The organism is Streptomyces sp. NPDC001270, assembly GCF_042896695.1.
Taxonomy (GTDB): Bacteria; Actinomycetota; Actinomycetes; order Streptomycetales; family Streptomycetaceae; genus Streptomyces.
Window position 1 is genome coordinate 24,690 of record NZ_JBIAXM010000051.1, and the last position, 24,220, is coordinate 48,909.

Below are 24,220 nucleotides of genomic sequence, written 5' to 3' on the forward strand. Positions count from 1 at the left end.
ATGGTGAGTGGCTGTCGACGGCAGCCGTGCGCACACGACTGACCGGATGGAAGAAACCTCCCGATGACGGCCGCTCCCGGCACCACTCCGCCCGTCCCCGCCCGGTCCGGGGCGAAACCCTCGGTCCGGCAGCGCGTCCGTGGTTCCCTGACGCGGCAGGAGTGGGCCGGGGCCGGCGCGATGGCCGCCGCCGTCATCGGGCTGCACGTGGTCGGCTGGTTCACGCTGGTGGCGCTCGTCGCGCCCCACCACTACAGCCTCGGCACCAAGACCTTCGGGATCGGCATCGGCGTGACCGCGTACACGCTCGGCATGCGGCACGCCTTCGACGCCGACCACATCGCGGCCATCGACAACACCACCCGCAAGCTGATGGGCGAGGGCCGGCGGCCCCTGTCGGTCGGCTTCTGGTTCTCCCTCGGGCACTCCAGCATCGTCTTCGGGCTGGCCCTGCTGCTCTCCCTCGGCGTGAAGACGCTGGCCGGACCGGTCCGGGACGACGGCTCCCGGCTCCACGAGGTGACCGGACTGATCGGCACGACGGTCTCCGGCACGTTCCTGTACGTCATCGCCGCGATCAACCTGGTCGTGCTGGTCGGCATCGGGAAGGTGTTCCGCGGGATGCGCTCCGGCCGCTTCGACGAGGCCGCCCTGGAGGAGCAACTGGCCGCCCGCGGCTTCATGAACCGCTTCCTCGGCCGTGTCACCAGGTCGATCACCAAGCCCTGGCAGATGTACCCGCTGGGCCTGCTGTTCGGCCTCGGGTTCGACACGGCGACGGAGGTGGCGCTGCTGGTGCTCGCCGGATCCGGCGCCGCCTCGGGCCTGCCCTGGTACGCCATCCTCTGCCTGCCCGTGCTGTTCGCGGCGGGCATGTCGCTGTTCGACACGATCGACGGCTCGTTCATGAACTTCGCCTACGGATGGGCGTTCTCCCAACCGGTCCGCAAGGTCTACTACAACCTCACGGTCACCGGTCTGTCCGTCGCCGTCGCCCTGCTCATCGGCACGGCCGAACTCCTCGGCCTGCTCGCCGACCGGCTCCACCTGCACGGCCCCTTCTGGGACTGGATCGGCGGCCTCGACCTCAACACCCTCGGCATCGTCATCGCGGTCCTGTTCGTCGTCACCTGGGTGGTCGCCCTGCTGGTCTGGCGGCTCGGCCGCATCGAGGAGAAGTGGACGGCCCATCTCGGGCGGGGCGCTCCGCCCGAGGGGTCGTGACGCGCGGCCTTCGGGCCGCGGTCGCGGTGGCGGTATGTCAGGGCCGCGCTCCTTCCGGGGCGCGGACGGACCCGCACGCCCCTTACGGGGTGCGCCCGGTTCTGCCGGGACTCGGCCGCCGTCACCCCCGCAGGCCCAGTTCACGGCGCCACCGCAGCAACTGTTGCGCCGGGTCGCCCGTGTACGACCACGGGGTGCGGGTGGCGCGGCGGCCCAGCATGCGCAGGAGCGCGGAGGCGATGTCCGTGCTGCCCGCGTGGCACGCCGCATGGGCGAGGTGGTTCAGGTCGCGCAGCTCGGCGGGGACGACGCCGCCGTCGCCCCGGCCCACGACCCACCGCTGCCAGGTACGGCGCACATCGCCGACGGCGCCGTCGTGGTCCCAGTGCTGGCCCAGACCGACCGCGGACCGCCGGCCCTGCGTGCCGTCCTGGGCGTAACGGAACTCCTCGACCCGGGCGTACTGCACCAGCACCGGCAGCGCGCAGCCGGGCGGGGCGACTCCGGCCGCGTCCCGGGCGAAGTCGTACATGAGGCCGTGGGTGCCGTGCCAGCGCGCCGAGTAGTAGTGCAGCACCTGGAGGTGGCCCTCCACGCTGTACGGGTCGCGCCGGTGCAACTCGTCCCACCAGCGCGCCAGTTCCCGCCGCCGTACCCCGGTCGGATACAGCCGGGCCACCGAGATCAGCGAGACCCAGGGCGTCGGGTCGGCCGGCCACGCCTCGGTGGCCCGCAGGCAGGCCAGTACGGCCGCGTCGATCCGCTCCCGGTCGATCGGCACGCCCCGGCCCGCCGCGACGGCCAGGGTGAAGGCCCGGGCCGTCTCCGTCGCCGCCCGCAGCACCAGCGCGTCGGGGCTGTGCGGCTCGGCGGCCAGCCAGGACTCCACCGTCGTACTGCCCGCACATGACTGCGCCAGCAGCCGCATCCGGTGCCCCCGTGACGGCCAGTCGCCACCCGTGGCCCGCAGCAGGTCACGGAGCCCCTGCCAGCGGCCGATCACGATGTCCTGGCGGGCGGAGGTGAGGAGAGCGTCCCCGCAGTCGGGGTCGAATTCGGGTGTGAACCGGTCTCGCGCCATCGGGCTCGCCCCTCAGAAGTCGGTGGGGAGGCCCTCGTGGACGCGGGAGCGCGCGGCCGTGCGGTCGTCCATGACGTACTCCGCCTCGACCGTGCGCGTGGCGTCCAGTCTGGCCGGCCGGTAGTAGTCGCTGCCCTTGTGCCAGTACCAGAACATCGGCAGCAGCCCGACGGCGAGGCCGCCGATGCCGATGGTGACGGCCGCGCCGCTCAGCTCGTCCAGCGACTCGACGAAGATCCAGAACATGAACAGGGAGCCGAACAGGGGCCACAGCCCGCCCAGGACCAGATGGCGCACCGAGGTGAACAGGAGTTTGCGGTAGGCGACGACCGCGGCGAGTCCCGCGAGGCCGTAGTACACGGCGATCTGCAGACCGATCGCGGAGATCGCGTCGGAGAGGATCTCACCGACCGTGCCGAGGGCGTTGGCGGCGACGAGCATCGCGAGAGCCACCGCGCCCACGACGACGATCGCCACCCACGGGGTGTTCCAGGTGCGGTGCACCCGGCCCAGCACGGACGGCATGGTCCGGTCGCGGCCCATCGCGAACAGCGACCGGGTGACCTGGATGAGTGTCGTCTCCAGCGTGGCGATGGTGGACAGCATCACCGCGACGACCAGCAGCTTGCCGCCCCAGCCGGGCCGGATCTCCTCGCCGAGCACGGCCAGGACGTTCGCCCCGTTCCGGGCGATCTGCTGCGAGGAGAGGACGACGTTCGCGGCGATGGTGAACACCTCGAACAGCAGGAACACCACACCCAGACCGATCAGCCCCGCGAGTCCGGTCGTTCGCCGGCTGTTGCGGGTCTCCTCGCTCAGGTTGCTGGTGACGTCCCACCCCCAGTAGTAGAAGGCGGCGATCAGCGCGCCCGCCGCGAACCCGGACAACCCGTCGAACTGGCCGAAGCCCAGCCAGGACCAGTCGAACGGACGGGCGTTGCCGGTGTGGAAGACGGCCAGCGCGGCGAACACCGTCAGCAGGACGAGTTCCACGCCGGACATCAGCAACTGGGCCCGTACGGTGATCCGGGCGCCGCCCAGCACCACACCCAGCATGACCAGGAACCACCCGGCGCCGACCACCGTGGCCAGCGCGGTGTCGTCGGCGAGCCGTTCGTCGAACAGGGCGAGCGTCATCGCGCCCGCGGGCAGCGAACCGGCCACCATGAAGATGGTCGCCGAGACCACCAGCGCCCAGCCGCTGACGAAGCCCAGGGACGGGTGCAGCGTGCGCCCCACCCAGGAGTAGCTCGCGCCCGCGTTCACGTCGATCCGGCTCAGTTGGGCGAACGCCAGTGCGATGCCCAGCATCGGGATCGCGCAGTACAACAGCGCCGCCGGGCTCGCCAGGCCCACCGCGCCGACCAGCACGGCGGTGGTCGCGGCCAGCGAGTACGCCGGTGCGCTGCCGGCGACGGCCATGACCACGGTGTCGAACATACCGAGGGCGTTTGCCTGCAGCCCTCTGCCCCTGTTGTTGCTCATGGTTGCGCTGCTTTCCGGTTGTGCACGGCGCCCGGGCGGCCCGGCCCGAGGACGTACGGAGTGGGGGGGGTGGGGGACCCGCCCGTGACCCGGAGAGGGTTGGCCTCGGGGTCGGAGGCGGGCCGGAGGAGGAAAGAGGGGCGGTGGCCACCGATGAGCCCAGCGTCGGCACTCGGTTACACCGAGTGTGGGTGTGATGATAGCGGTGCCCTTCGCCCTTGCAAGATTGATCAGCGGGAAATCCCGTGTTTCCCCCGTCGGCCCAACTCCCACCAGGAAGAACGCCGTTGGCGGGCGTTCAGTCCGCCAGCCGGTCGATCTGCCGCAGCTTGTTGGTCGCGTCGAGAGCGGCGACCTTGTACGACTCGGCGAGCGTCGGGTAGTTGAAGACGGCGTCGACGAGATAGTCGACCGTCCCGCCGCAGCCCATCACGGACTGTCCGATGTGGATCAGTTCGGTGGCGCCCGTGCCGAAGCAGTGCACACCGAGCAGCGCGCGGTCCTCGGGGGAGACCAGCAGCTTCAGCATGCCGTGCGAGTCGCCGATGATCTGCCCCCGGGCCAGCTCCCGGTAGCGGGCCACGCCCACCTCGAACGGCACGCGCTCCTCGGTCAGTTGGTTCTCGTTGCGGCCTACGAAACTGATCTCCGGAATGGTGTAGATCCCGATCGGCTGCAGGTTGTGCATGCGCCCCACGGGCTCTGAGCAGGCGTGGTGGGCCGCCGTCCGGCCCTGTTCCATCGAGGTCGCGGCCAGCGCGGGGAAGCCGATGACGTCACCGACCGCGTAGATGTGCTCCACCGCGGTGCGGTAGTGCTCGTCCACCGCTATCCGGCCGCGCCGGTCGGCGCTCAGGCCCGCCTTGTCCAGGTCGAGCCCGTCGGTGAGGCCCTGCCGGCCCGCGGAGTACATCACCGTGTCGGCGGGGATCTTCTTGCCGCTCTCCAGGACGGTCAGCGTGCCACGGGGATGGCGTTCGACGGCGGCGACGGTCTCCCCGAACCGGAAGGTGACGGCCAGGTCCCGCAGGTGGTACTTGAGTGACTCGACGACCTCGACATCGCACATGTCGAGCATTCCCGGCCGCCGTTCGACGACCGTCACCTTGCTGCCCAGCGCCGCGAACATGCTGGCGTACTCCATGCCGATGACGCCGGCGCCGACGATCACCATGGACCGCGGGACCCGTTCCAGCGACAGCACGTTGTCCGAGTCCATGATCGTGCGCCCGTCGAACTCGACGCTGTCCGGCCGCGCCGGGCGGGTGCCGGTGGCGATCACGATGTGCTCGGCGCTCAACAGCCGCTCGTGGCCGGCCGCTTCACGCAGCGACACGGTGTGCGGGTCGACGAACCGGCCGGTTCCGGCGAACAGGGAGACGTGGTTGCGGGACAGCTGGCTGCGGATGACGTCGACCTCCCGGCCGACCACGTGCCGGGTGCGCGCGGTCAGGTCCGCGACCGTGATGTCCTCCTTCAGCCGGTAGCTCTGTCCGTACAGGTCCCGCTGGGTGAGGCCGGTCAGGTACAGCACCGCCTCGCGCAACGTCTTGGAGGGGATGGTGCCGGTGTGGATGGAGACCCCGCCGACCATGTCGGGGCGGTCTACGACGGCGACCCGGCGGCCGAGCTTGGCCGCGGCGATGGCGGCCTTCTGACCGCCGGGTCCGGATCCGATGACGAGCATGTCGAAGTCGAAGTCGGGCACCCACCGGAGTCTGGCAGCCCCGGAGCACCCTCCGGAAGGGCGCACCCGAAACGATCACCGTCCGCGGCGCGGCACGGTGGTGCGGCGGGCGGTCCGCCCGGCCCGGGTCGCCGGCGCCGCACCCGGGCACGGCCCCCCGGCCCGGCGCTCAGGGCAGCAGCTTCTCCACGGCGGCCCGGCCCTCCGAGTCCAGCTTCCGGCGCGCCCATTCGAGATTGGCCGGGGTGATGTCCCTGCCCGCCGCGAGGACCAGGTCCTCCGGGCCGACACCGGCGCTGGGGGCCGAGTGCAGCAGGGCGTCCGGGGTGCAGTGATCGTCGGGCGACCAGGATGTCTCGGGTTCTGACGTCGACATGGTGGCTCCTCCTGGGGTCCGTGTGCCCGCATCGGCACCCGTGCCGCGAGAGCGGCACACTCTCACGATTCACCGCCGGGGCGCCGAGTGCATCCGGAAGGGGGCTGGCGCCGGGCCCCCGGCCCGCGGCCGTGCCGGACCGGAACCTTCGCTCCTAAGCTGGTAGCAGCCCGCACGCCCGTCCCCGGGAGGCTGCCGTTATGTCCGAGATGCCATACCACCGGGACCTGCCCGGCGACTCCCGGTATCTGCCGATCGCCGAGCACGGACTGATCGGCGACCTGCAGACCGTGGCCCTGGTGGGCACGAACGGCACGATCGACTGGTACTGCTGCCCCTCCTTCGACGCACCCAGCGTCTTCGCGGCGATCCTGGACGCCGAGCGCGGCGGGGCCTTCGAGCTGGCCGCCGCCGTACCGGCCCGGACCAAGCAGTTCTACTTCCCGGACACCAACGTGCTGATCACCCGCTTCTTCACCGAGGACGGGGTGGGGGAGGTCCAGGACTTCATGCCGGTCACCGGGGATCCCACCGCCACCGCCGAGTGCGACCGGCACCGTCTGATCCGGCGCGTCCTGTGCGTCCGCGGAACGATTCCGTTCCGGGTCCGGGTGGCCCCGCGCTTCGACTACGGCGCGGCCCCGCACACCCTGCGCGTACAGGGCGACACGGCCCTGTTCGCCTCTGCCGATCTCTCCCTGAGCCTCACCTCCACCGTGACGCTGGAGAGCGACGGCGTGGACGTCCGCGCCGACTTCAAGCTCGTCGAGGGCGAGGCCGCGGTGTTCGCCCTCGACCGGGTCGGCGACGAAGTGCTGCCGCGCGGCTGCGCCCGCGCCGAGGCCGAGCAGGAGTTCGCCGCCACGGTCGCGTACTGGCGCCACTGGCTGCACCAGTCCCAGTACCGCGGGCGGTGGCGGGAGCAGGTGCACCGCTCGGCGCTCACCCTCAAGCTGCTCACCTATGCGCCGACCGGCGCCATCGTCGCGGCCCCGACCACCAGCCTGCCCGAGCAGATCGGCGGCGAGCGCAACTGGGACTACCGCTACGTCTGGGTCCGCGACGCCGCCTTCTGCGTGTACGCGCTGCTGCGGCTGGGCTTCGCCGGCGAGGCCGAGGCGTTCATGCGGTTCCTGACCACGCACATCAGCGTCGGCGACGGCGGTGGTTCCGGCCCGCTGCAGATCATGTACGGCATCGACGGCCGCACCGATCTGCCCGAACGCGAGCTGCCCCACCTGGAGGGACACCTCGGCTCCGCTCCGGTCCGGGTCGGCAACGCCGCCGCCGACCAGCTCCAGCTCGACATCTACGGCGCCCTGATCGACTCGGTCTACCTCTACGACAAGTGGGCCCAGCCCATCTCCAGTGCCCAGTGGGACGACGTGTGCCATCTGGTGGACTGGGTCTGCGACAACTGGGACCAGCCGGACGAGGGGGTGTGGGAGACCCGCGGCGGCCGCAAGAACTTCCTGTACTCGCGGCTGATGTGCTGGGTCGCCATCGAGCGCGCCATCCGGCTCGCCAACCGGCGCGGGCTCCCCGCCAACCTGCCCCAGTGGCGGCAGAGCCGCGACACGATCTACCGGCGGATCATGGACCACGGCTGGTCGTCGGCGCGCGGCGCCTTCGTCCAGTACGAGGACGGCGACGTCCTCGACGCCTCCCTGCTGATGATGCCGCTGGCCAAGTTCATCGCGCCCACCGACCCGAAGTGGCTGTCCACCCTGGACGCCCTGGGCGAGGACCTGGTCTCCGACTCCCTGGTCTACCGCTACGACCCGCAGGCCAGCCCGGACGGGCTGCGCGGCGACGAGGGCACGTTCTCGATCTGCTCCTTCTGGTACGTCGAGGCGCTGGTGCGCGCCGGACGGCTGGAGGAGGCCCGGCTGGCCTTCGAGAAGATGCTGACCTACGCGAACCACCTGGGCCTGTACGCGGAGGAAATCGGCCGCACCGGCGAGCAGCAGGGCAACTTCCCGCAGGCGTTCACCCACTTCTCGCTGATCAGCGCCGCCTTCAACCTGGACCGCGCCCTCGGCTGACCGGCCCGCCGCACCGGCCGCCACCCGGCCCGGGTGCCGCCTCGTGCCGGGTCGGTTCGCCGGCGGTCCAGCGGAGGCGTCCCTTGTCGGACCCGGTCCCGACGGGGATTCACAGCGGGGCCGACAGCGGCTGCTCCGCCCAGATGACCTTCCCGGAGGGGGTGTACCGGGTGCCCCAGCGGACGGCGAGCTGGGCGACGAGGAACAGGCCGCGGCCGCCCTCGTCCGTGCTCGCGGCGTACCTGAGGTGCGGCGAGGTCGTGCTGCCGTCGGTGACCTCGCAGATCAGGCTGCTGTCGCGGAGCAGCCGCACGCCGACCGGGGCACGGCCGTAGCGGATCGCGTTGGTCACCAGCTCGCTCAGGATCAGCTCCGTGGTGAACGTCAGCTCCTCCAGCCCCCACTGCGCCAACTGCCTGATCACCGCGGCGCGTACGTCCGAGACGGCCGCCGGGTCGGTCGGCACCCGCCAGTCGGCGACCCGGTCCGGGCCGAGCGCGCGGGTGCGCGCCACGATCAGGGCGACGTCGTCGTTGGGCCGGGCCGGCAGCCGGTCGAGGACGGCCCGGCAGGTCTCCTCGGGCGAGTCGCCTGCCTCCTCCAGAGCGGTCCGCAGCAGGTCGAGGCCGATGTCGATGTCCCGGTCCCGGTCCTCGACCAGCCCGTCGGTGTACAGCACGAGACGGCTGCCCTCCGGCAGCTCCAGATCGGCCGTCTCGAACGGCAGACCGCCGAGGCCAAGCGGCGGTCCGGCCGGGACGTCCGGGAACTCGACGGTGCCGTCCGGCCGGATCAGGGCGGCCGGCGGATGGCCCGCCCGGGCCAGGGAACAGCGGCGGGAGACCGGATCGTAGATCGCGTACAGACAGGTCGCGCCGGTGACCACCGTGCCGCGGTCGGCCGGTGTCTCGTCCTGGTCGATACGGCCCACCAACTCGTCCAGCAGACCGAGGAGTTCGTCCGGTGGCAGGTCCAGGGCGGCGAAGTTGTGCACCGCCGTGCGCAGCCGGCCCATCGTGGCCGCGGCGTGCAGCCCGTGCCCGACCACGTCCCCGACCACCAGCGCGACCCGGGCACCGGACAGCGGCAGGACGTCGAACCAGTCGCCGCCCACCCCGGACTGGGCCGGCAGATAGCGGTAGGCGACCTCCAGCGCGCCCTGCTCGGGCAGCGTGCGCGGCAGCAGGCTGCGCTGGAGCGTGACCGCCATGCTGTGCTCGCGGGTGTAGCGGCGGGCGTTGTCGATGGACACCGCGGCGCGCGCGACCAGCTCCTCGGCGAGGGCCAGGTCCTCCTGGTCGAACGGATCGGGCCTGCGCGAACGCCAGAAGTTGGCCAGGCCCAGGACCAGGCTGCCCGCCCGCAGCGGCACCGTGACCAGCGAGTGGATGCCGTACTCCAACACCTGGGCGGCCCGCTTGACGTCCTGCGTGTGCCAGCCGATCGCCTCGCCGAGCAGCGGCTCGACCACGGACTGGCCGGTGGCGAGGCTACGGCCCTGGGGCGAGGACGGTACGAAGCGGATGCGCTCGCCCACCGGGTAGAGCGGAGCGTCGCGCCGGACGCCGTTGCCGGCCACCCGGCACAGCGCGAGAGCGGGCTGCGGCTCCTCACCGCTGAGGACGGACTCGTACAGGTCCACGGTGACGAAGTCGGCGAACCGGGGAACGGCCAGCTCCGCCAGCTCCTCGGCCGTGCGGGTCACGTCCAGGCTGGTGCCGATGCCGACCCCGGCGTCGTACAGCATGTCGAGGCGTTCGCGGGCCGTCTCCGCCCGGCCGGACAGGGCGCGCAGTTCCGTGGAGTCGCGCAGTGTGGTGACGCTGCCCATCGGACCGCCGTGCAGGTTCGTGGGCCGCTGGTTGATCGCCAGCAGCCGGTCCTTGACGAGGTGCACCTCGTCGGTGGCGGCCCGCCCAGAGGCGATCAGGGCGGCGGTGTCCGCGTCCAGTCCGAGCTCCAGCACATACCGGCACTCGGCGTCCGCGGGCAGGTCCAGGAGGCGTTTCGCCTCGTCGTTGGCGAGCAGCAGCCGGCCGTCGCTGCCCACGATGAGCACGCCTTCGCGGACCGCGTGCAGCACCGCGTCGTGGTGCTCGTACATCCGGGTCATCTCGTTCGGGCCGAGGCCCCGGGTCTGCCGCCGCAGTCGCCGGCTCACCAGCGCCGTGCCCGCCGTGCACACGGCGAGCGCGGCGGCGGCGGACGACAGCAGGAGCGGCATCTGCTGGTCGGCCAGCCCGCCGACGTGGGCGGTCGTGATGCCGGACGACACCGCGCCCACCACCGACCCGTCGGGCGCCCGCACGGGCACCACGGCCTGCACCACCGGGCCGGTGGTCCCGTTGATCTGCTCGGTGACGATGTGCCCGGACAGCGCGGGGCCGAAGTTCCCGATGAACTTCTTGCCGATGCGGTCCGACTGGGGATGCGTGTAGCGGGTCCCGTCCCGGTTCATCACGACGATGAAGTCGACACCGGCCGCCGTGCGGGCGGCGTCCGTCCTCGGCTGTAGGACGGCGGTCGGATCCGGGCTGCGCAGTCCTTCCACGGTGCCCGGCGCGTTGGCGAACGTCTCGGCGACGGCCAGGGAGCGGTTGCGGGCCTCCATGCTGCTGTCGTGCCGCACCTGGAGCAGCTGTGCCACCACCGCCGACACGACCAGCAGCAGCACGATCACCACCTGGAAGACGAACACCTGCGCGGCGAAGCTGCTCCCGCCCAGCGCCGACCGCAGCCGTCCGCCGACGCGGCGCCGCCCGTTCGCGCCCTGCTCCCGCGGCACCGGTCGTGCGTGCGGGTCCCCGGGAGGATGGAGCGGCCGTGGATGGGGCCGGCCGTGCAGGCGGACCATGTGCCCATGTCTACACTGCCCGGCCGTAGGAGGCGAGAGGCGCCACCCGAGGTGACGACCGTTGATCCCCTCTCGGGCGCATGCCTGCGCCCCGCCGCCGACGCGCCGTCCCGTGGCAGCGGGCGCGCCACGGGCCGGGCGGGGGCCGGGCGGGGGCGCGCTGCCCGGGGCCGGGCGCGGGGGCCGGGCAGGCGGCTACGCCGTCGGGGGAACAGGCGTTCCGGCATGTGCCCGGCGGCGCGGTGCGGGATCCGGCTCCCGGCGGTCATCCCCGGTCGGCCCCGCCCCGACGGCCGTGCCGCGCCCGAGGGCCGTGCCGCGCCCTAGGGCCGTCCGTTCCGTTCCCGGTCGTCGTCGGCTCTGCCCAGTGTCTGTCCGCTCCCTGTTTCGGTCGTTGTCGGCTCCGCCGGGTTGCCTGTCTGTCCCTTGCTTTCGGGCGTCGTCGGCTCCGCCCAGTGTCTGTCCGCTCTCCGTTCCCACGCGTCGTCGGCTCCGCCCGGGCCGCGTCCGCCACCCGGGTGACCCGCGGACCACGGTGCGGTCAACGCGCCGTGGAGCCCTGGTCAGGCGGCGTGCGGCGGCCGGTGTCGGTCGTGGGTCCCCCGGCGGGCGGCCCGGGGACGCCTACCCTTGACAGCTCGACAGGTCCAGACCAAACAGAGCAGGGGCGTCCCGTGGCGGAGATCGCTGAGTTCCCGGAACCCGCGGACCCGGCAGGTGCGCACCTCGCCGTGCGGACGGCGGACCTCGACGAGGCGCGCACCGCGATCGGGGCCATGTTCTACTCGACCTTCATCGACCTGCTCGACCCGGAGCAGTCCCTGGACGCGGACTTCGACATGGCCCGGCTCGGCCCGCTCACCGTGGGCGAACTGCGCTGCGGCGCCGATGTGCGCATGCGCTTCGAGGAACTGGGCGCCTACCACGTGGATCTGCCCCTCGCCGGTCACCTGCTGTGGCGGCAGGGCGCCCACGACCCGTCGCTGGCCACCCCCGAGCGGGCCGAGGTGTTCCAGCCGGACGGCAGGACCACCCTGGAACGCTGGAGCCGCGAGTGCCGGCTGCACGCGGTGAAGGTCGAGCCCGCCGTCCTCGTCCACCATCTTGAGGCCCTCACCGGCGACACCGTCCGTCCCGCGCTGCGGCTCGCGCCCACCATGGACCTGACCTCCGGGCCCGGCCGCACCTGGAGCCGGCTCGTCGCGCTGGTCGTCCAGGAGATGGGCGACGAGCACGGGATGCTGCGTCGCCCCCTGCTGGCGGCCCCGATGCGGGACGCCCTGCTGACGGGCCTCCTGCTGGCCGCCGACCACCCTTACCGGGCCGCCCTCGACCGGCCCGCCCCGCAGGGCTACGCCCGCCCGGTCAAACGTGTCGTGGACGCCGTCCAGGCCCGCCCGGAACACCCGTACACGACCACGGAACTCGCCGACCTGGCCGGTGTGAGCGTGCGCTGGCTCCAGGAGGTGTTCCGACGGCAGATCGGCAGCTCGCCCATGGCCTATCTGCGGGGCGTCCGCATGGAGAAGGTCCGCGCCGAACTGAGCGCCGCCGACCCGGACGCGACGACCGTGAGCGAGGTGGCCTACCGGTGGGGCTTCGGGCATCTGGGGCGGTTCGCCGAGAAGTACCGGGCCCGCTTCGGTGAGCTGCCCTCGCAGACGTTGCGGTCCGGCTGACCGGCTGACCGGCTGACCGGCGGTCAGCGGGGGAGCGGGTTCCGGGTCGGCCGCAGTACCAGGTGACCGTCCTCACGGGCGGCGGCCATGGCGAAGGGGAAGGCGTCTGCCACCAGGCACAGCTCCGCGTCGTCGGCGTGTACGCCGCGCAGGCCGCGCCGTACCGCGTCGGCGAGCCGCTCGGCACCGGCGGAGCGCCGGGCCCGGTCGAGGTACGGCCCGGGAGGCGTGGCACTGCAGGCGGCCCGCGCCGCGATGTACTGCGCGCACGCCAGGTCCTCCGCGGCCCGGCCGTCGTCCCCGGTGACCACGAACGTGACCTCCGCCGGCCGCGCCCGGCGCAGCACGGCCGCGGTCGCCTCCGCCACCACGAAACTCGCGCACAACAGGAGCCGGGCGTCGGCCATCGCGAGTGCCCCGGCCGTTCCGGAGGTGGTCCGCTGCACGAGGGTGCGGCCCCCGAGGTCGAGGTCCCGGAGCTGCGCGGGTGAGTTGACGAGGTCGAACCCCGGCATCGGCGGACCGTCCTGGACGGTGAGCCAGTCCGGGCGGCGGTGTTTCAGCGCCAGAGCCTCGGCCCGGGTCGCCGCGAAGACGATCTTCTCGGCGCCCCGCCGGAAGGCCCAGGCGGCGACGGTGAAGGCGCGCATCACGTCGACGACCACGGCGACCTCGGGTGGTGCGCAGAGCCGTGGGGCGTCCGTGCGCGAGGGCCGGGGGATGCCGGTGCAGTGGGGACGCATCAGCCCATGGTGCGGCACGCACCCGCGGGCGCGTGCAGGATTCAGGACCGTGTGCCGCCGGTCCCCGGCGTCGCTCCGGTGCGCAGACTGCGCAGGGCGAGCAGCAGCACGCCGATGTCGTCCAGGTACACCGGGTCGGGCAGCAGGTCGGCCGGCAGGACCAGGTAGAGGACGGCACCCCAGAAGATCCACCGTGGTCCCGTGGGCAGCCCGGCCCGCCGGAGCGCCCGCCGGGCGCGGACCAGCCGGACCAGCAGCACCACGGCCAGGACGAGCACGGCGGCCGCGAGCACGGCGGCGACCAGGATCACTGTCGTGGTCGTGTCCATCGGAACTCCCGTCGGTCTGCCGTCCCTGTCGCGTCCCCGCCGCGGCCTTCTCCGGCCCTCCTCGTGCCTTACCCGGCCTTCCGTACTTCGTTCTCTTCCCGGTCAGGCGGCGGACATGGCACCCGGACGGCCGGTCAGGACGGCGGGTCCCCCTCTCCGGGCTCGTCCCCGTCCCGTCCGGTGTCCGTCCCACCGGGGGCGCGCAGTCCCTTGGTGCCGACCTTCAGCCGCGCGAACGTCCGCGTGAACTGATGCAGCGGGGACGCCGCCGCGGGCTCGGGCGGCTCGGGCCGCTCCGCCGGCGGTGCGGGCGCGTCGCGGTAGGCGGCCAGTGCCTCGTGGGCCTTCTCGGCGGCCTCCCGGTACAGGTCGCGGGACCTGGTCATCGCCTCCAGCGCCTCGGCGTACATCGCCACCAGCCCGCGTGCACGGGCCAGTTCCTCCGCCAGGGTGATCAGGGTCCAGTTCTCACGCAGGTCGGCCAGCGCCTCCGCGGCGCCCTCCGGCGGCGGTTTCGGCAGGGCGGTGAAGCGCCGCAGCACGTCGACGAGGTCGGCGGGTTCCGTGCCGTCGAGGAAGACGCTGCGCGCCGCGTACTCGCCGCCGTCGTAGCCGTCCGGGGCGGGCTGCGGGGGCAGGATCACCGCCCCACCGCGCGGCAGTTCCACACCGAGGTCGCGCAACGCCCAGTTGACGGCGCGCAGTTGGTGGGGAGCGGCCCGGTGCTCCAGCACCCGGTGGCGCAGCCCCGGGGGCAGCAGCCGGGCCAGCGGTCCTCTGCCCTGCTCGTCCGGTGTCATGGCCTCGTGCACGACCAACTGGACGGACCAGGACCCGCGTACGGCGTCCCGCAGGACGCGGCGCATGGCCTTGTCGTCCGTGGGGACGGGGTTGACGGCACGCAGCCGCAGTCCGGCGACGGCGTGGTGGTGGTCCCAGGCGACGTCGTCCGCGTCGGGCCAGAACATCGTGGCGGGGGAGGGCCAGTGGTCCTCCCACGGCCGTTCCGCCTCCGCCACCAGCCGCCACTCCCGCCCGTCCGTCCGGCCGCCCTGGGGGACGAACGTCAGGCGGGCCCGCACCGGGACGTCGCCGTCGACCCGCCAACGTGCCTCGAAGACCCGCCCGGTCGCGCCCTCGGGCACGGGGGGTTCGGCGAAGTCGTCGAGGACTTCGCCGTCCCGGTGCCGGCGCAGCGTGCGCCGGACGACGTCCTGCGGGGAGGCTCCGACGTGGCGGCCGCGGGCCTGCCACACCGTGCCGGGGATCGTGGAGCGGTCGCTGGCGGAGTTCGACATGGGCCCATCTATGGTGGAGTCGGCGTGCGCCACCCAGTATCACCGTTTCGGATCGCGGCCCGTCCGCCGGGTCCGCACAGCCGGACGGCGAGTGACGGCCCTTCGCGGCGGCTCGGACACGGGTGGGCGACGGCCCTCCCGAGCACCGCGGGTCCGCGGCGCCGTGACTCGGCCGAAGCGCCCTGGGCAGGAAGAACAGGGGGCTTCCGCGAGCCGCTGCGCGGGCAGGGCGTCCCGTCGTCCCGCCCGCCGGTGGTGCCCGTCGCACCCGGGGTGTGCGCGGTGCGCCGTACCCGGCCCCGGTTCACCCGTGCCGGTGAACCGTCCGGCGCACGAGAACGGACCGTCGAACGGGGCCCGCCCGCCATCCGCTTCGGGGCGCGCTCCGTTCACGCCGTCACCTTGGCGATGAAGGCGTCCAGGTTCGTCACCGTCCGCCGGATCTTCTCCTCCAGGGTGAGCGATTCCTGGAGCCGCCCGCCGGTGCCCGCGTCCTTCTTGCCGCGTACGTACAGCGAGCAGGCGAGATCGCTGCAGATGTAGGCGCCCACCGAGTCGCCCTGCTGCCCGCGCCGCCCCGCCCGTGCCGCCACCATCAGGGACACGCCGCCGGTGTGGGTCGTCAGGCACATCGAGCACATGCTCCGCCGCAGCTGCCAGGACGTGGCGTTCGAGGTGCGCAGCGCGAGGGCCCTGGGCCCGCCGTCCGACAGCGTGACGAGGTAGGCGCGGTCGGGTGCCTGCGGGTCGCGCCAGCCGAGGAAGTCCAGGTCGTCCCAGGGCCGGTCGGCCAGATCACGGGGGACGGACAGGCGCTTCGCCTCGCCTTTGGTGCAGTTCACGAACGCGGAACGGATCTCTTGCTCGGTCAGCGGCTTCATGAAGGCCACGCTAATTTGCCTAAATGATTTAGGCAAATGCATAATCTTTCTCGGAGAATGGGAGGATGGTTATGGCACGTGCGGGACCGACCCCGGAGCGACTGACCCGGGCGGGTGCGGAACTGGCCGACGAGGTCGGCTTCGAGCAGGTGACCGTCTCGGCGCTCGCCCGGCACTTCGACGTCAAGGTCGCGAGCCTGTACTCGCATGTGAAGAGTTCCCAGGACCTCAGGACCCGCATCGCCCTGCTCGCCCTGGAGGAACTCGCCGACCGGGCCGCCGACGCGCTGGCCGGCCGGGCGGGCAAGGACGCCCTGACCGCCCTCGCCGACGTCTACCGCGACTACGCCCGGGCGCACCCCGGCCGCTACGCCGCGGCCCAGCCCGGCTCGACCCGGAGACGGCCGCCGCCAGCGCGGGCGTCCGGCACGCCCAGATGACCCGCGCCCTGCTGCGCGGCTACGACCTGACCGAACCGGACCAGACCCACGCCGTCCGGCTGCTGGGCAGCGTCCTCCACGGCTACGTGAGCCTGGAAATCGGCGGCGGATTCAGCCACAGCGCCCCCGACACCGAGGTGACCTGGAGGCGCGTCCTGGACGCCCTGGACGCGCTGCTGCGGAGCTGGCCCGCACCTTGACCCGCCCGTGCGGACCCGGCAGTGACGCCGGCTCCGCACGGGCCGCACGCACCCGACGACGACCTCGATCAACAGGCTGGAACATGAGCACCACCGACAACGACTGGATCACCACCCCCCTGACCGCTCAGCTGCTGCGCGGCGTCCTCGACCTGGAGCGCACCGAACGCGGGCTGCTGCCCCACCGGCTGCCCGCCCGGGCCCGCGCCCAGTGCGCCGACCCCCAGCTCGCCATGGTGGAGGCCCAACCCTCCGGCGTACGGGTGGTGTTCCGCACCCGGGCCACCGCGATCGCCCTGGACACGGTGCCCACCAAGCGCGTCTACACCGGTGCCCCGCCCCGGCCCGACGGGGTCTACGACCTGCTCGTCGACGGCAGTCCGGCAGGGCAGGCCACCGTGTCCGGCGGCGACACACTCACCATCGACCTGGTCACCGGCGCCACGGAATTCCAGGCCGGCCCGGTTGGCACCGCCGTGTTCACCGGGCTGCCCGAGGGCGCCAAGGACATAGAGATCTGGCTGCCGCACAACGAGACCACCGAACTCGTGGCCCTGCGCACCGACGCCCCCGTCGAGCCCGCGGCGGACCACGGCCGCCGGACCTGGCTGCACCACGGCAGTTCGATCAGCCACGGTTCCGACGCCGCGAGCCCCACCACCACCTGGCCCGCGCTGGCCGCCGCGCACGGCGGCGTGGAGCTGATCAACCTGGGCCTGGGCGGCAGTGCGCTGCTCGACCCCTTCACCGCCCGTGCCCTGCGGGACACCCCGGCCGACCTGATCAGCCTCAAACTGGGCATCAACCTCGTCAACACCGACCTGATGCGGCTGCGGGCCTTCGGTCCCGCTGTGCACGGCTTCCTCGACACCGTCCGGGAGGGCCACCCCACCACGCCGCTGCTGGTCGTCTCGCCCATCCTCTGCCCCCTGCACGAGGACACGCCCGGCCCCAGCCTCCCGGACTACGGCGCCCTCAGCGAGGGCCGGCTGAGCTTCCGGGCCGCGGGCGATCCGGCGGAGCGCGCCGCGGGCAAGCTGACCCTGACCGTCATCCGTGACGAGCTGGCCCGGATCGTGGCCCAGCGGGCGGCCGACGACCCGAACCTCTACCACCTCGACGGCCTTGACCTGTACGGCGCGTCCGACAGCGCCGAACTGCCGCTGCCCGACGGACTGCACCCGGACGCCGCCACCCACCGCCGGATGGCCGAACGCTTCGCGGCACACGCCTTCGCCGCCGACGGGCCCTTCGCGGTCCGGGCCGGCCAGGGCGGCTGACGGCTGACGCACGAAAGGGGCCGACGGCGCATGCCGTCGGCCCCTTTCATCCGGAGCCGGGTGCTACGCCCCGCTCTCCCGGAGCATGTCCTCGCGCTCGACGATCTTCACGCGTTCCCGGCCCTGGGGCTCGCCCAGGGCCTTCTCCGCGGCGTCGAGCCGGTACCAGCCGTCCCAGGTGGTGAAACGGACGTTCCGCTCGGTGAGGAAGGCGTCGACGGCCTCCGGCGCGGGTGAGTCCGGTGTGTGCAGGCGACCGTTCGCATGGTCGTCCAGGAGGTTGGACACCGTCTCGTTCGCGTCGCCCTTGGTGTGGCCGATCAGACCGACCGGGCCGCGCCGGATCCAGCCGGTGACGTACGTCGACTGCAGGTGCGCGCCGCTCTCCTCGATGACCCGGCCGCCCTCGTCCGGGACCGTGCCGGACTCGATGTCCCACGGCAGCTTGGGCAGCTTCTCGGACAGGTAGCCGACGGCCCGGTAGACCGCGGTGACGTCCCAGTCCTTGAAGGTCCCGGTGCCCTTGACGTTGCCGGTGCCGTCCAGGGCCGTGCGCTCGGTGCGCAGCCCGGTGACCTTGCCGTCCGCGCCGAGGATCTCGGCCGGTGACTCGAAGAGGTGCAGGAACAGCTTGTGCGGCCGGTCACCGGCATCGCGGATGGCCCAGTTCTCCAGCGTCTTGGCGACCATGTCGGCCTGCTTGTTGCCGCGCCGGGTCGCGATCGACCCCTCGTCGTAGTCGATGTCCTCGGGGTCGACGACGACCTCGACGTTGGGGGAGTGGTCCAGCTCACGCAGCTCCATCGGGCTGAACTTGGCCTGGGCCGGTCCGCGTCGGCCGAAGACGTGGATCTCCAGGGCCTTGTTGGCCTTCAGACCGGCGTACACGTTCGGCGGGATCTCGGTCGGCAGCAGCTCGTCCGCCGTCTTCGCCAGGATGCGGGCCACGTCGAGCGCGACGTTGCCGACGCCGAGCACGGCCACCTTCTCGGCCTCCAGCGGCCAGGTGCGCGGCACGTCCGGATGGCCGTCGTACCAGGAGACGAAGTCGGCGGCACCGTAGGAGCCGTCCAGGTCGATGCCCGGGACGCGCAGCTCTCGGTCGGCCATCGCGCCGGTGGAGAAGATCACGGCGTCGTAGAAGGCGCGCAGGTCGTCGAGGCTGATGTCGGTCGGGTAGTCGACGTTGCCGAACAGCCGGACCTGCGGCTTGTCGAGCACCTGGTGCAGGGCCGTGACGATGCCCTTGATGCGGGGGTGGTCGGGGGCGACGCCGTAGCGGATCAGACCGAAGGGCGCGGGCATCCGCTCGAAGAGGTCGACGGAGACGCCGGGTTCGGCCGCCGCCTCGGATTTGAGCAGGGCGTCGGCGGCGTAGATCCCGGCCGGGCCGGCTCCGACTATGGCTACCCGCAGGGGGCGCGGCATGATCAGGTTCCCTTCGAGCGATGACAGGCGACTCGAACGGGAAGCCTAAGCTAAGGCAGACCTAAGTTAGTACGCGGGTCCGATCTATGACGCCATAAGCCGATCTTATGCCTTGCCGGTGGGCCTGCCGTACCCCGTCCGACCGGCCCGACGGCGGCCGTCCGCGCTGCGGGCCGGGCGACGAGGGCGTCGCGCCGAGGGCCGCCGGGGCGCCGTTTGCGCGGGGCCGCGCCGCCACGGCAGGGTGCGGAGTGTGGCTACCTTGCTGATTGTGCATCACACCCCGTCGCCCAACTGCCAGGCGATGTTCGAGGCCGTCGTGGCCGGTGCCACGGCACCCGAGATCGAGGGGGTACGGGTGGTACGGCGGGCCGCGCTGTCCGCGACCGTGAGCGATGTGCTGGCCGCGGACGGCTACCTGCTCGGCACTCCGGCGAACCTCGGCTACCTGTCCGGCGCCCTCAAACACTTCTTCGACCAGATCTACTACCCCTGCCTGGACGAGACCCGCGGCCGGCCCTTCGGCTACTACGTGCACGGCGGGAACGACGTCACCGGTGCGGTGCGCGGGATGGAGTCGATCACCACCGGTCTCGGCTGGCGCAACGCGGCCGAGGCCGTGACCGTGACGGGTGAGCCGGCCAAGGCCGACATCGAGGCGTGCTGGGAGCTGGGCGCGACCGTCGCGGCGGGCCTGGCGGACTGAGCGGAACCCGCCGCCGACGCGGGATCCCGGCTGGGTGAGCAGGGAGCCCGGTCGGGTGAGCGGACGGGTCCCGGTCGGGTGAGCAGGCGGAGCCGATCGGGTCGGTCATGGGGGTCCGGGCGGGGTCAGTACCGCGGTTGGCCGATGCTCAGCATGTTCCCCTCGCTGTCGCGGAACCAGGCGCCGTGGTCGCCCCGGGCGCCGGTGCTGCGGAAGTGCCCCTCGACCTCGGCGATCCCGTCCTCGGTCCGGCCGCCTCCGTACACCGCGGCCGGCTCGAACTCCTCGAAGACCACACCGCGGTGCCGCAGTTCCGACACGGCCGTCTCGATGTCGTCGACCTGCCAGGACGTCTGGGTGAACGTTCCCGGTGCGGCCCCGGCGGACCGGAACAGCTGGAATTCCCCGGACGCGCACCGGTAGAGCAGGCCGCAGGGGCGTTCGTCGACGGGCTCCAGACCGAGCTTCTCGGAGCAGAAACGCCGTGCGCGCTCCAGATCCCGCGCGGGGGGGAGTCCGGTCGCCACGCGGCCGTCGGCCAGTGGGTTCCTGCCGCGCGAGGTCATACCCGCACTGTGCCCCGGAACGGGACACAGTGGTCCGGGTGGGGTGCGGCGGTAACCCGGCTGGGCGGCCCGGATGGTGCGGGCGGAAGGTGTGACTGACGGTGGTTCATGTCGGAGCCGGGTGATCTCAGCTGATGCGGTGTCGGCTGCCCGCGCCACGGCGGAAGGACTCCCAGATGCGTTCTGCCCGCATGATCCTGGCCACGGCGGCCGCCTCGGCCGCCCTCGCGTTCGCCGCCCCTGGCGCCCATGCCTCGGGAAGCGACCAAGGAAGCCGTGATGATTCTTCGTACAACAAGGGACAAGGGGACGACAGCAGGCGCGACGAACCGCGTGGCGGAGTGCACACGGGTGGCGGCGCGCTCACCGGGCTGAACGGCCATGGTGACGAGGGCGGGCGCGACGAACCGCGTGGTGGGGTGCACACGGGTGGTGGTGCGCTTGCCTTGGTGAAGGGCCATGGCCATGGCCATGGTGACGAGGGCGAGCGTGACCGTCCGCGTGGTGGGGTGCACACGGGTGGTGGTGCGCTTGCCCTGGCGAAGGGCCATGGCCATGGTGACGAGGGCGAGCGTGACCGTCCGCGTGGCGGGGTGCACACCGGTGGCGGTGCGCTGTCCGCGATCACGAGCAGCGACTGGAGCTCGGACAGCGGCGACAGCAGCAGGTTCGACCCCGAGACCTACCGGAACAACAACTCCGACAAGAGCTCGAACAAGGAGAAGGGCTCCGACAACGAACGCAACAAGGACTCGTGGAACGAGGAGCGGCCCAGCGGCGGCATGCACACCGGCGGCGGCGGGCTCGCCGACCCGGGCGTCACCGCCGGCGGCCTGGCCGTCGTGGCCTTCCTCGGCACCGGCGTCTACGCGCTGCGCCGCAAGCACGCCGGCGGGTCGGCGTTCTGACCCGCGACGGCGATCCTCGGGCCGCGGCCGCCGAGCGCTCCGCGCCGGCGGCCGGCCGCCCGCCCGCCGTGACCGCTGCGCTGCCGTGCGCGAGTGAGGTGGTGTCCGATGGCAGCTCCTGAGTCGTCCCCGACCCCCGCCCAGCGGGAACCGCTCTCCGGTGAACGCATGATGATGTGGGGTGTCGCGATCGTCCTCGTCGCCGCCGGCCTGATCGGCGGAAAGACGAACGACAGCGCCGCCGGGCCGGCGCATGCCGGAGGCGCCGCGTCCCACGCCCGTCCGGCCGCCGGACAACTGCCCCGGTCCCGGCCGACGCGCCTGCTCATCCCGAAGATCGGCGTCGACGCCCCGTTCACCGAACTGTCGCTGAGCGACTCGGGGCAACTCCAGCCGCCGCCGGCCGACGACGTGAACCTCGTGGGCTGGTACGTCAAGGGCGTCACCCCTGGAGAGACCGGCACCGCGATCATCGCCGGGCACGTCGACACCAAGACCTCCGCCGCCGTCTTCGCCGGCCTGGACGAGCTGAGCGCGGGGGACCGGTTCACCGTGCGGCGGGAGGACGGGAAGGACGCCGACTTCGTGGTCGACAGCTCCGAGAAGTTCGAGAAGGACGACTTCCCCGACCGCCGTGTCTACGCGGACGCGCCCCGCGCGGAGGCACGCCTGATCACCTGCGCCGGGGACTACGACCGCGGGGCCGCGGACTACACGGAGAACCTGGTGGTCTTCGCCCACCTCGTCTGACACCCGGGCCCCGGCAGCGGACCCGGGCACCGCGGCCCGGCCCGGGCTGTCAGTGCGGAGCAGTAACTTGACGGCATGTACGCCACACGAGTCTCCGGGCGCGTCAGGGCGCCCCGCGCCGCTGTCTACCGTGCGCTCCTCGACCCGGCCGCGGTCGCCGTCTGGCGCGCGCCGGACGGCATGACCGCCGTCGTGCACACCTTCGACGCCAGGGAGGGCGGCGCGTTCCGGGTGTCGCTCACCTACGCCGGTCCGGGCGGGCCGGGAAAGTCCGGCGAGCACACGGACACCTACCACGGCCGCTTCACCCGTCTCGTGCCGGACGAACTGGTCGTCGAGGAGATCGAGTTCGAGACGGACGACGAGGCCCTGCGCGGCACGATGACGATGACGACCACGCTCACCGAGGCGGACGGTGCCACGGATGTGCTGATGGTCCACGAGGGCCTGCCGGACGCCGTCCCCCGCGAGGACAACGAACTGGGCACCCGGATGTCCCTGGCGAACCTCACCCGGCTGGTCGAGGACGGAGCTCACCGATGACCTGATCCGACCGGAAAGGACAGCTGTGGGCCGGAGTCCGGCGTAATTTATTCCCCATTTCGGATCACATGGAGTTTTCCGGGATGTATCGGAACCTTTGCGGGTGGAACGGGGTCTTACGATCCGTCGACGGCCGGGACCGCACCGGCCGCAACCGAACCGGGGGAACGACGACATGTCCGTCCGAATCCGCAGGACCCTGTTCACCGCCGCCGCGGTCACCGCGGCGCTCTCCCTCACCGCCGTCGCCCCGGCCCTGGCCGGCACCGGCACCGCCCACACCGGCGGCCGGGCCGCGTCCGCGCCGACCGTCCAGGGCGACCCGCGCAGCGCCACCCAGCGGGTGGCCGACTTCTACGGTGCGTACATCGACTCCGTCTGGGACGGCGAGGACCCCGCGGCGGGCGCCGACGCCAAGGCGCTGCGCGCCTTCTATCTGACCGCCGACGCCCGCAGGAAGGTCGAGGCGTACGAGGCGAAGGAGCACGCCGACGGCATCCTGTTCGCCCAGAACGTGCCGGTGAAGTGGAAGGTCGCCGCCACCGGCTCGGGCGGCGGCCACGCGACGAACCGGGTCACCCTGACCTGGAGCGACGGTCCCCGCGCCCAGGTCACGAAGATCGACGTACGGTCCGATCTCCGGACCCTCAAGATCACCGACCTCCGGCCGGCCGGCTGATCTTGCCCGGACGCGCCGAAGGCCCGTCCGGACGCTGCGGCGGGCCTTCGGCATGGTGCGTCAGGCGTGGCGGGCCTTCGCTGCCGCTCGTCAGGCGTTGGGGTCGAACGGGAGGCCAGCGGGCATCGAGTGCGCCAGGGCGTACTCGAAGTCACCGTCCTTGATCTTGATCGTCGCGTCACCGAAGTCCGCGCTCATGAGCTTGTCGCGGAAGCCGGACGGGTAGCCGTTCCAGCCGACGAGGCGCGGGAAGAACCAGCCGCCGGTGGCGTTCTCGGGCGGATCGTCATTGGCGCCCGCGAACCGGAAGCAGTGGGTCGAGGCGCCGTCCTTGTGGTAGACGATCTTCGGGTGGGTGCCGTCGAAACGCACCGCCGAGCGGGCCGCCACCTGGTAGCCGCTGTGCTGTGACACCGACACGTACTGGATCTCGTTGTTGTTGATCCACACCACGACGTGCTCCCAGTCGTGGGTGTGCCCGATGGCCGCGGGCCCCAGCGTCGCCTGGTCCTTCTCGAAGTAGCTGGCGTACACGACGGCGCACCAGCCGTTGTTGCACTTCTCGCGCGAGTAGGTGTTGGCGTTGGCCAGCTGGGCGTAGTCGTGGCAGTGCCCGTTGACGTCGCCGCCCAGCTTCAGGCCGGGGTTGATGGTGCCGTCGGCGCCGATGGCCGCGGTGGCGTAGCAGCCGTCACCGTCGTAGTCGTAGGCCGGGGAGAAGGTCTGCTCCAGGCCGTCGGCGTTCTGCGGGAGCAGTTGCAGCACGTCCGCGCCGGCACTGCCGGGGAGCGCCACGACCAGCGCGAGCGCGCCGGTCGTGGCGGCGAGCGCGGACCACAGCCGCCGCCGGACCCGCCCGGGGCGGGGTGGCGACTGCGGTCCGTTCCTGGTGGGGGACAGGGGATTGCGCACGGGATTCCTCACTCGTGGGACGCGGCGGCCGGTCAGCAGTAGAGGTTGCCGCCGGGGGTGACTCCGAGGATCTGGGTGAAGCGCTGGTAGGCGTCGACGCGGCTTTGGACCTGGGCCGGGTTCTTG

The 24,220-nt window shown here is 72.4% G+C and carries 21 protein-coding genes and 2 pseudogenes; 10 read left to right on the forward strand and 13 right to left on the reverse strand.

What is annotated here, in order from left to right:
• The first annotated feature begins 63 nt into the window (after nucleotides 1–63).
• Nucleotides 64–1,224, forward strand: a complete 1,161-nt coding sequence (locus ACFY2B_RS42375; protein WP_390768408.1) for a HoxN/HupN/NixA family nickel/cobalt transporter — start codon at nucleotides 64–66, stop codon at nucleotides 1,222–1,224.
• A 121-nt stretch (nucleotides 1,225–1,345) separates the two neighbouring features.
• On the opposite strand, the gene ACFY2B_RS42380 is transcribed toward ACFY2B_RS42375, so the two are convergent.
• From ACFY2B_RS42380 to ACFY2B_RS42395, 4 genes are all read right to left on the reverse strand, one after another.
• On the reverse strand, nucleotides 1,346–2,305 hold the full coding sequence (locus tag ACFY2B_RS42380) for a hypothetical protein (RefSeq protein ID WP_390768409.1): 960 nt from the start codon (nucleotides 2,303–2,305) through the stop codon (nucleotides 1,346–1,348).
• 12 nt (nucleotides 2,306–2,317) lie between these two features.
• The gene (locus ACFY2B_RS42385) at nucleotides 2,318–3,790 is read right to left on the reverse strand and encodes an APC family permease (protein ID WP_390768410.1); all 1,473 of its coding nucleotides are present in this window, start codon (nucleotides 3,788–3,790) and stop codon (nucleotides 2,318–2,320) included.
• A gap of 298 nt (nucleotides 3,791–4,088) precedes the next feature.
• Entirely contained in the window at nucleotides 4,089–5,477 is a 1,389-nt protein-coding gene (sthA, locus tag ACFY2B_RS42390) for a Si-specific NAD(P)(+) transhydrogenase (RefSeq protein WP_390768427.1), read from the reverse strand.
• A 169-nt stretch (nucleotides 5,478–5,646) separates the two neighbouring features.
• On the reverse strand, nucleotides 5,647–5,853 hold the full coding sequence (locus ACFY2B_RS42395) for a hypothetical protein (RefSeq protein ID WP_376528381.1): 207 nt from the start codon (nucleotides 5,851–5,853) through the stop codon (nucleotides 5,647–5,649).
• 200 nt (nucleotides 5,854–6,053) lie between these two features.
• On the opposite strand from ACFY2B_RS42395, the gene ACFY2B_RS42400 reads away from it, so the two are divergent.
• Entirely contained in the window at nucleotides 6,054–7,898 is a 1,845-nt protein-coding gene (locus ACFY2B_RS42400; RefSeq protein WP_390768411.1) for a glycoside hydrolase family 15 protein, read from the forward strand.
• Nucleotides 7,899–8,007: 109 nt separating this feature from the next.
• On the opposite strand, the gene ACFY2B_RS42405 is transcribed toward ACFY2B_RS42400, so the two are convergent.
• Nucleotides 8,008–10,752, reverse strand: a complete 2,745-nt coding sequence (locus ACFY2B_RS42405; protein ID WP_390768412.1) for a SpoIIE family protein phosphatase — start codon at nucleotides 10,750–10,752, stop codon at nucleotides 8,008–8,010.
• 674 nt (nucleotides 10,753–11,426) lie between these two features.
• On the opposite strand from ACFY2B_RS42405, the gene ACFY2B_RS42410 reads away from it, so the two are divergent.
• Nucleotides 11,427–12,431: an AraC family transcriptional regulator gene (locus tag ACFY2B_RS42410; protein ID WP_390768413.1), complete on the forward strand. Its 1,005-nt coding sequence runs from the start codon at nucleotides 11,427–11,429 to the stop codon at nucleotides 12,429–12,431.
• A 23-nt stretch (nucleotides 12,432–12,454) separates the two neighbouring features.
• Here ACFY2B_RS42410 and ACFY2B_RS42415 read toward each other — a convergent pair whose 3' ends face one another.
• From ACFY2B_RS42415 to ACFY2B_RS42430, 4 genes are all read right to left on the reverse strand, one after another.
• Complete coding sequence (locus tag ACFY2B_RS42415) at nucleotides 12,455–13,174, reverse strand: 2-phosphosulfolactate phosphatase (protein ID WP_390768414.1); 720 nt, start codon at nucleotides 13,172–13,174, stop codon at nucleotides 12,455–12,457.
• Nucleotides 13,175–13,215: 41 nt separating this feature from the next.
• On the reverse strand, nucleotides 13,216–13,503 hold the full coding sequence (locus tag ACFY2B_RS42420) for a DUF1232 domain-containing protein (protein WP_390768415.1): 288 nt from the start codon (nucleotides 13,501–13,503) through the stop codon (nucleotides 13,216–13,218).
• Between the two features lie 134 nt (nucleotides 13,504–13,637).
• Nucleotides 13,638–14,801 (reverse strand): hypothetical protein, encoded by a 1,164-nt coding sequence (locus tag ACFY2B_RS42425; RefSeq protein ID WP_390768416.1) that lies wholly within the window; start codon nucleotides 14,799–14,801, stop codon nucleotides 13,638–13,640.
• A 389-nt stretch (nucleotides 14,802–15,190) separates the two neighbouring features.
• Entirely contained in the window at nucleotides 15,191–15,682 is a 492-nt protein-coding gene (locus ACFY2B_RS42430) for an FBP domain-containing protein (protein ID WP_390768417.1), read from the reverse strand.
• 71 nt (nucleotides 15,683–15,753) lie between these two features.
• On the opposite strand from ACFY2B_RS42430, the pseudogene ACFY2B_RS42435 reads away from it, so the two are divergent.
• Together ACFY2B_RS42435 and ACFY2B_RS42440 are read left to right on the forward strand one after the other, a co-directional pair.
• Nucleotides 15,754–16,322, forward strand: a pseudogene (locus ACFY2B_RS42435) (TetR/AcrR family transcriptional regulator).
• 83 nt (nucleotides 16,323–16,405) lie between these two features.
• The gene (locus ACFY2B_RS42440) at nucleotides 16,406–17,602 is read left to right on the forward strand and encodes a GDSL-type esterase/lipase family protein (protein WP_390768418.1); all 1,197 of its coding nucleotides are present in this window, start codon (nucleotides 16,406–16,408) and stop codon (nucleotides 17,600–17,602) included.
• Between the two features lie 63 nt (nucleotides 17,603–17,665).
• On the opposite strand, the gene ACFY2B_RS42445 is transcribed toward ACFY2B_RS42440, so the two are convergent.
• Complete coding sequence (locus tag ACFY2B_RS42445) at nucleotides 17,666–19,030, reverse strand: FAD-dependent oxidoreductase (protein ID WP_390768419.1); 1,365 nt, start codon at nucleotides 19,028–19,030, stop codon at nucleotides 17,666–17,668.
• Between the two features lie 253 nt (nucleotides 19,031–19,283).
• Between ACFY2B_RS42445 and ACFY2B_RS42450 the strand changes: the two genes are divergently transcribed.
• Nucleotides 19,284–19,736, forward strand: coding sequence for a flavodoxin family protein (locus tag ACFY2B_RS42450; RefSeq protein ID WP_390768420.1), 453 nt, complete (start codon nucleotides 19,284–19,286; stop codon nucleotides 19,734–19,736).
• A gap of 125 nt (nucleotides 19,737–19,861) precedes the next feature.
• Here the strand turns inward: ACFY2B_RS42450 and ACFY2B_RS42455 are convergent, their stop codons facing one another.
• A complete protein-coding gene (locus ACFY2B_RS42455) occupies nucleotides 19,862–20,302 on the reverse strand; it encodes a VOC family protein (RefSeq protein WP_390768421.1) in 441 nt (146 codons plus the stop codon).
• A 176-nt stretch (nucleotides 20,303–20,478) separates the two neighbouring features.
• Here ACFY2B_RS42455 and ACFY2B_RS42460 point away from each other — a divergent pair, with 176 nt between their 5' ends.
• The 4 genes from ACFY2B_RS42460 to ACFY2B_RS42475 all read left to right on the forward strand — a co-directional run bounded on the left by ACFY2B_RS42460 (nucleotide 20,479) and on the right by ACFY2B_RS42475 (nucleotide 23,182).
• The gene (locus ACFY2B_RS42460) at nucleotides 20,479–21,210 is read left to right on the forward strand and encodes a hypothetical protein (protein WP_390768422.1); all 732 of its coding nucleotides are present in this window, start codon (nucleotides 20,479–20,481) and stop codon (nucleotides 21,208–21,210) included.
• Nucleotides 21,211–21,318: 108 nt separating this feature from the next.
• Nucleotides 21,319–21,960, forward strand: a complete 642-nt coding sequence (locus ACFY2B_RS42465; protein WP_390768423.1) for a class F sortase — start codon at nucleotides 21,319–21,321, stop codon at nucleotides 21,958–21,960.
• 75 nt (nucleotides 21,961–22,035) lie between these two features.
• Nucleotides 22,036–22,503 carry an SRPBCC domain-containing protein gene (locus ACFY2B_RS42470; RefSeq protein WP_390768424.1) on the forward strand — a complete coding sequence of 156 codons (468 nt, stop codon included), beginning with the start codon at nucleotides 22,036–22,038 and terminating at the stop codon, nucleotides 22,501–22,503.
• Nucleotides 22,504–22,678: 175 nt separating this feature from the next.
• Nucleotides 22,679–23,182, forward strand: a complete 504-nt coding sequence (locus ACFY2B_RS42475; protein WP_390768425.1) for a hypothetical protein — start codon at nucleotides 22,679–22,681, stop codon at nucleotides 23,180–23,182.
• Between the two features lie 90 nt (nucleotides 23,183–23,272).
• Here ACFY2B_RS42475 and ACFY2B_RS42480 read toward each other — a convergent pair whose 3' ends face one another.
• Together ACFY2B_RS42480 and ACFY2B_RS42485 are read right to left on the reverse strand one after the other, a co-directional pair.
• Nucleotides 23,273–24,022 carry an NPP1 family protein gene (locus tag ACFY2B_RS42480; protein ID WP_390768428.1) on the reverse strand — a complete coding sequence of 250 codons (750 nt, stop codon included), beginning with the start codon at nucleotides 24,020–24,022 and terminating at the stop codon, nucleotides 23,273–23,275.
• A gap of 104 nt (nucleotides 24,023–24,126) precedes the next feature.
• A pseudogene (locus ACFY2B_RS42485) lies at nucleotides 24,127–24,220 on the reverse strand (chitinase); the annotation flags it as partial.

Coding starts and splice junctions, on each gene's coding strand:
- ACFY2B_RS42375 (WP_390768408.1), top strand. CDS start 64: ATGACGGCCGCTCCCGGCACCACTCCGCCCGTCCCCGCCCGGTCCGGG.
- ACFY2B_RS42380 (WP_390768409.1), bottom strand. CDS start 2,305: ATGGCGCGAGACCGGTTCACACCCGAATTCGACCCCGACTGCGGGGAC.
- ACFY2B_RS42385 (WP_390768410.1), bottom strand. CDS start 3,790: ATGAGCAACAACAGGGGCAGAGGGCTGCAGGCAAACGCCCTCGGTATG.
- sthA (WP_390768427.1), bottom strand. CDS start 5,477: ATGCTCGTCATCGGATCCGGACCCGGCGGTCAGAAGGCCGCCATCGCC.
- ACFY2B_RS42395 (WP_376528381.1), bottom strand. CDS start 5,853: ATGTCGACGTCAGAACCCGAGACATCCTGGTCGCCCGACGATCACTGC.
- ACFY2B_RS42400 (WP_390768411.1), top strand. CDS start 6,054: ATGTCCGAGATGCCATACCACCGGGACCTGCCCGGCGACTCCCGGTAT.
- ACFY2B_RS42405 (WP_390768412.1), bottom strand. CDS start 10,752: ATGGTCCGCCTGCACGGCCGGCCCCATCCACGGCCGCTCCATCCTCCC.
- ACFY2B_RS42415 (WP_390768414.1), bottom strand. CDS start 13,174: ATGCGTCCCCACTGCACCGGCATCCCCCGGCCCTCGCGCACGGACGCC.
- ACFY2B_RS42420 (WP_390768415.1), bottom strand. CDS start 13,503: ATGGACACGACCACGACAGTGATCCTGGTCGCCGCCGTGCTCGCGGCC.
- ACFY2B_RS42425 (WP_390768416.1), bottom strand. CDS start 14,801: ATGTCGAACTCCGCCAGCGACCGCTCCACGATCCCCGGCACGGTGTGG.
- ACFY2B_RS42430 (WP_390768417.1), bottom strand. CDS start 15,682: ATGAAGCCGCTGACCGAGCAAGAGATCCGTTCCGCGTTCGTGAACTGC.
- ACFY2B_RS42440 (WP_390768418.1), top strand. CDS start 16,406: ATGAGCACCACCGACAACGACTGGATCACCACCCCCCTGACCGCTCAG.
- ACFY2B_RS42445 (WP_390768419.1), bottom strand. CDS start 19,030: ATGCCGCGCCCCCTGCGGGTAGCCATAGTCGGAGCCGGCCCGGCCGGG.
- ACFY2B_RS42455 (WP_390768421.1), bottom strand. CDS start 20,302: ATGACCTCGCGCGGCAGGAACCCACTGGCCGACGGCCGCGTGGCGACC.
- ACFY2B_RS42460 (WP_390768422.1), top strand. CDS start 20,479: ATGCGTTCTGCCCGCATGATCCTGGCCACGGCGGCCGCCTCGGCCGCC.
- ACFY2B_RS42465 (WP_390768423.1), top strand. CDS start 21,319: ATGGCAGCTCCTGAGTCGTCCCCGACCCCCGCCCAGCGGGAACCGCTC.
- ACFY2B_RS42470 (WP_390768424.1), top strand. CDS start 22,036: ATGTACGCCACACGAGTCTCCGGGCGCGTCAGGGCGCCCCGCGCCGCT.
- ACFY2B_RS42475 (WP_390768425.1), top strand. CDS start 22,679: ATGTCCGTCCGAATCCGCAGGACCCTGTTCACCGCCGCCGCGGTCACC.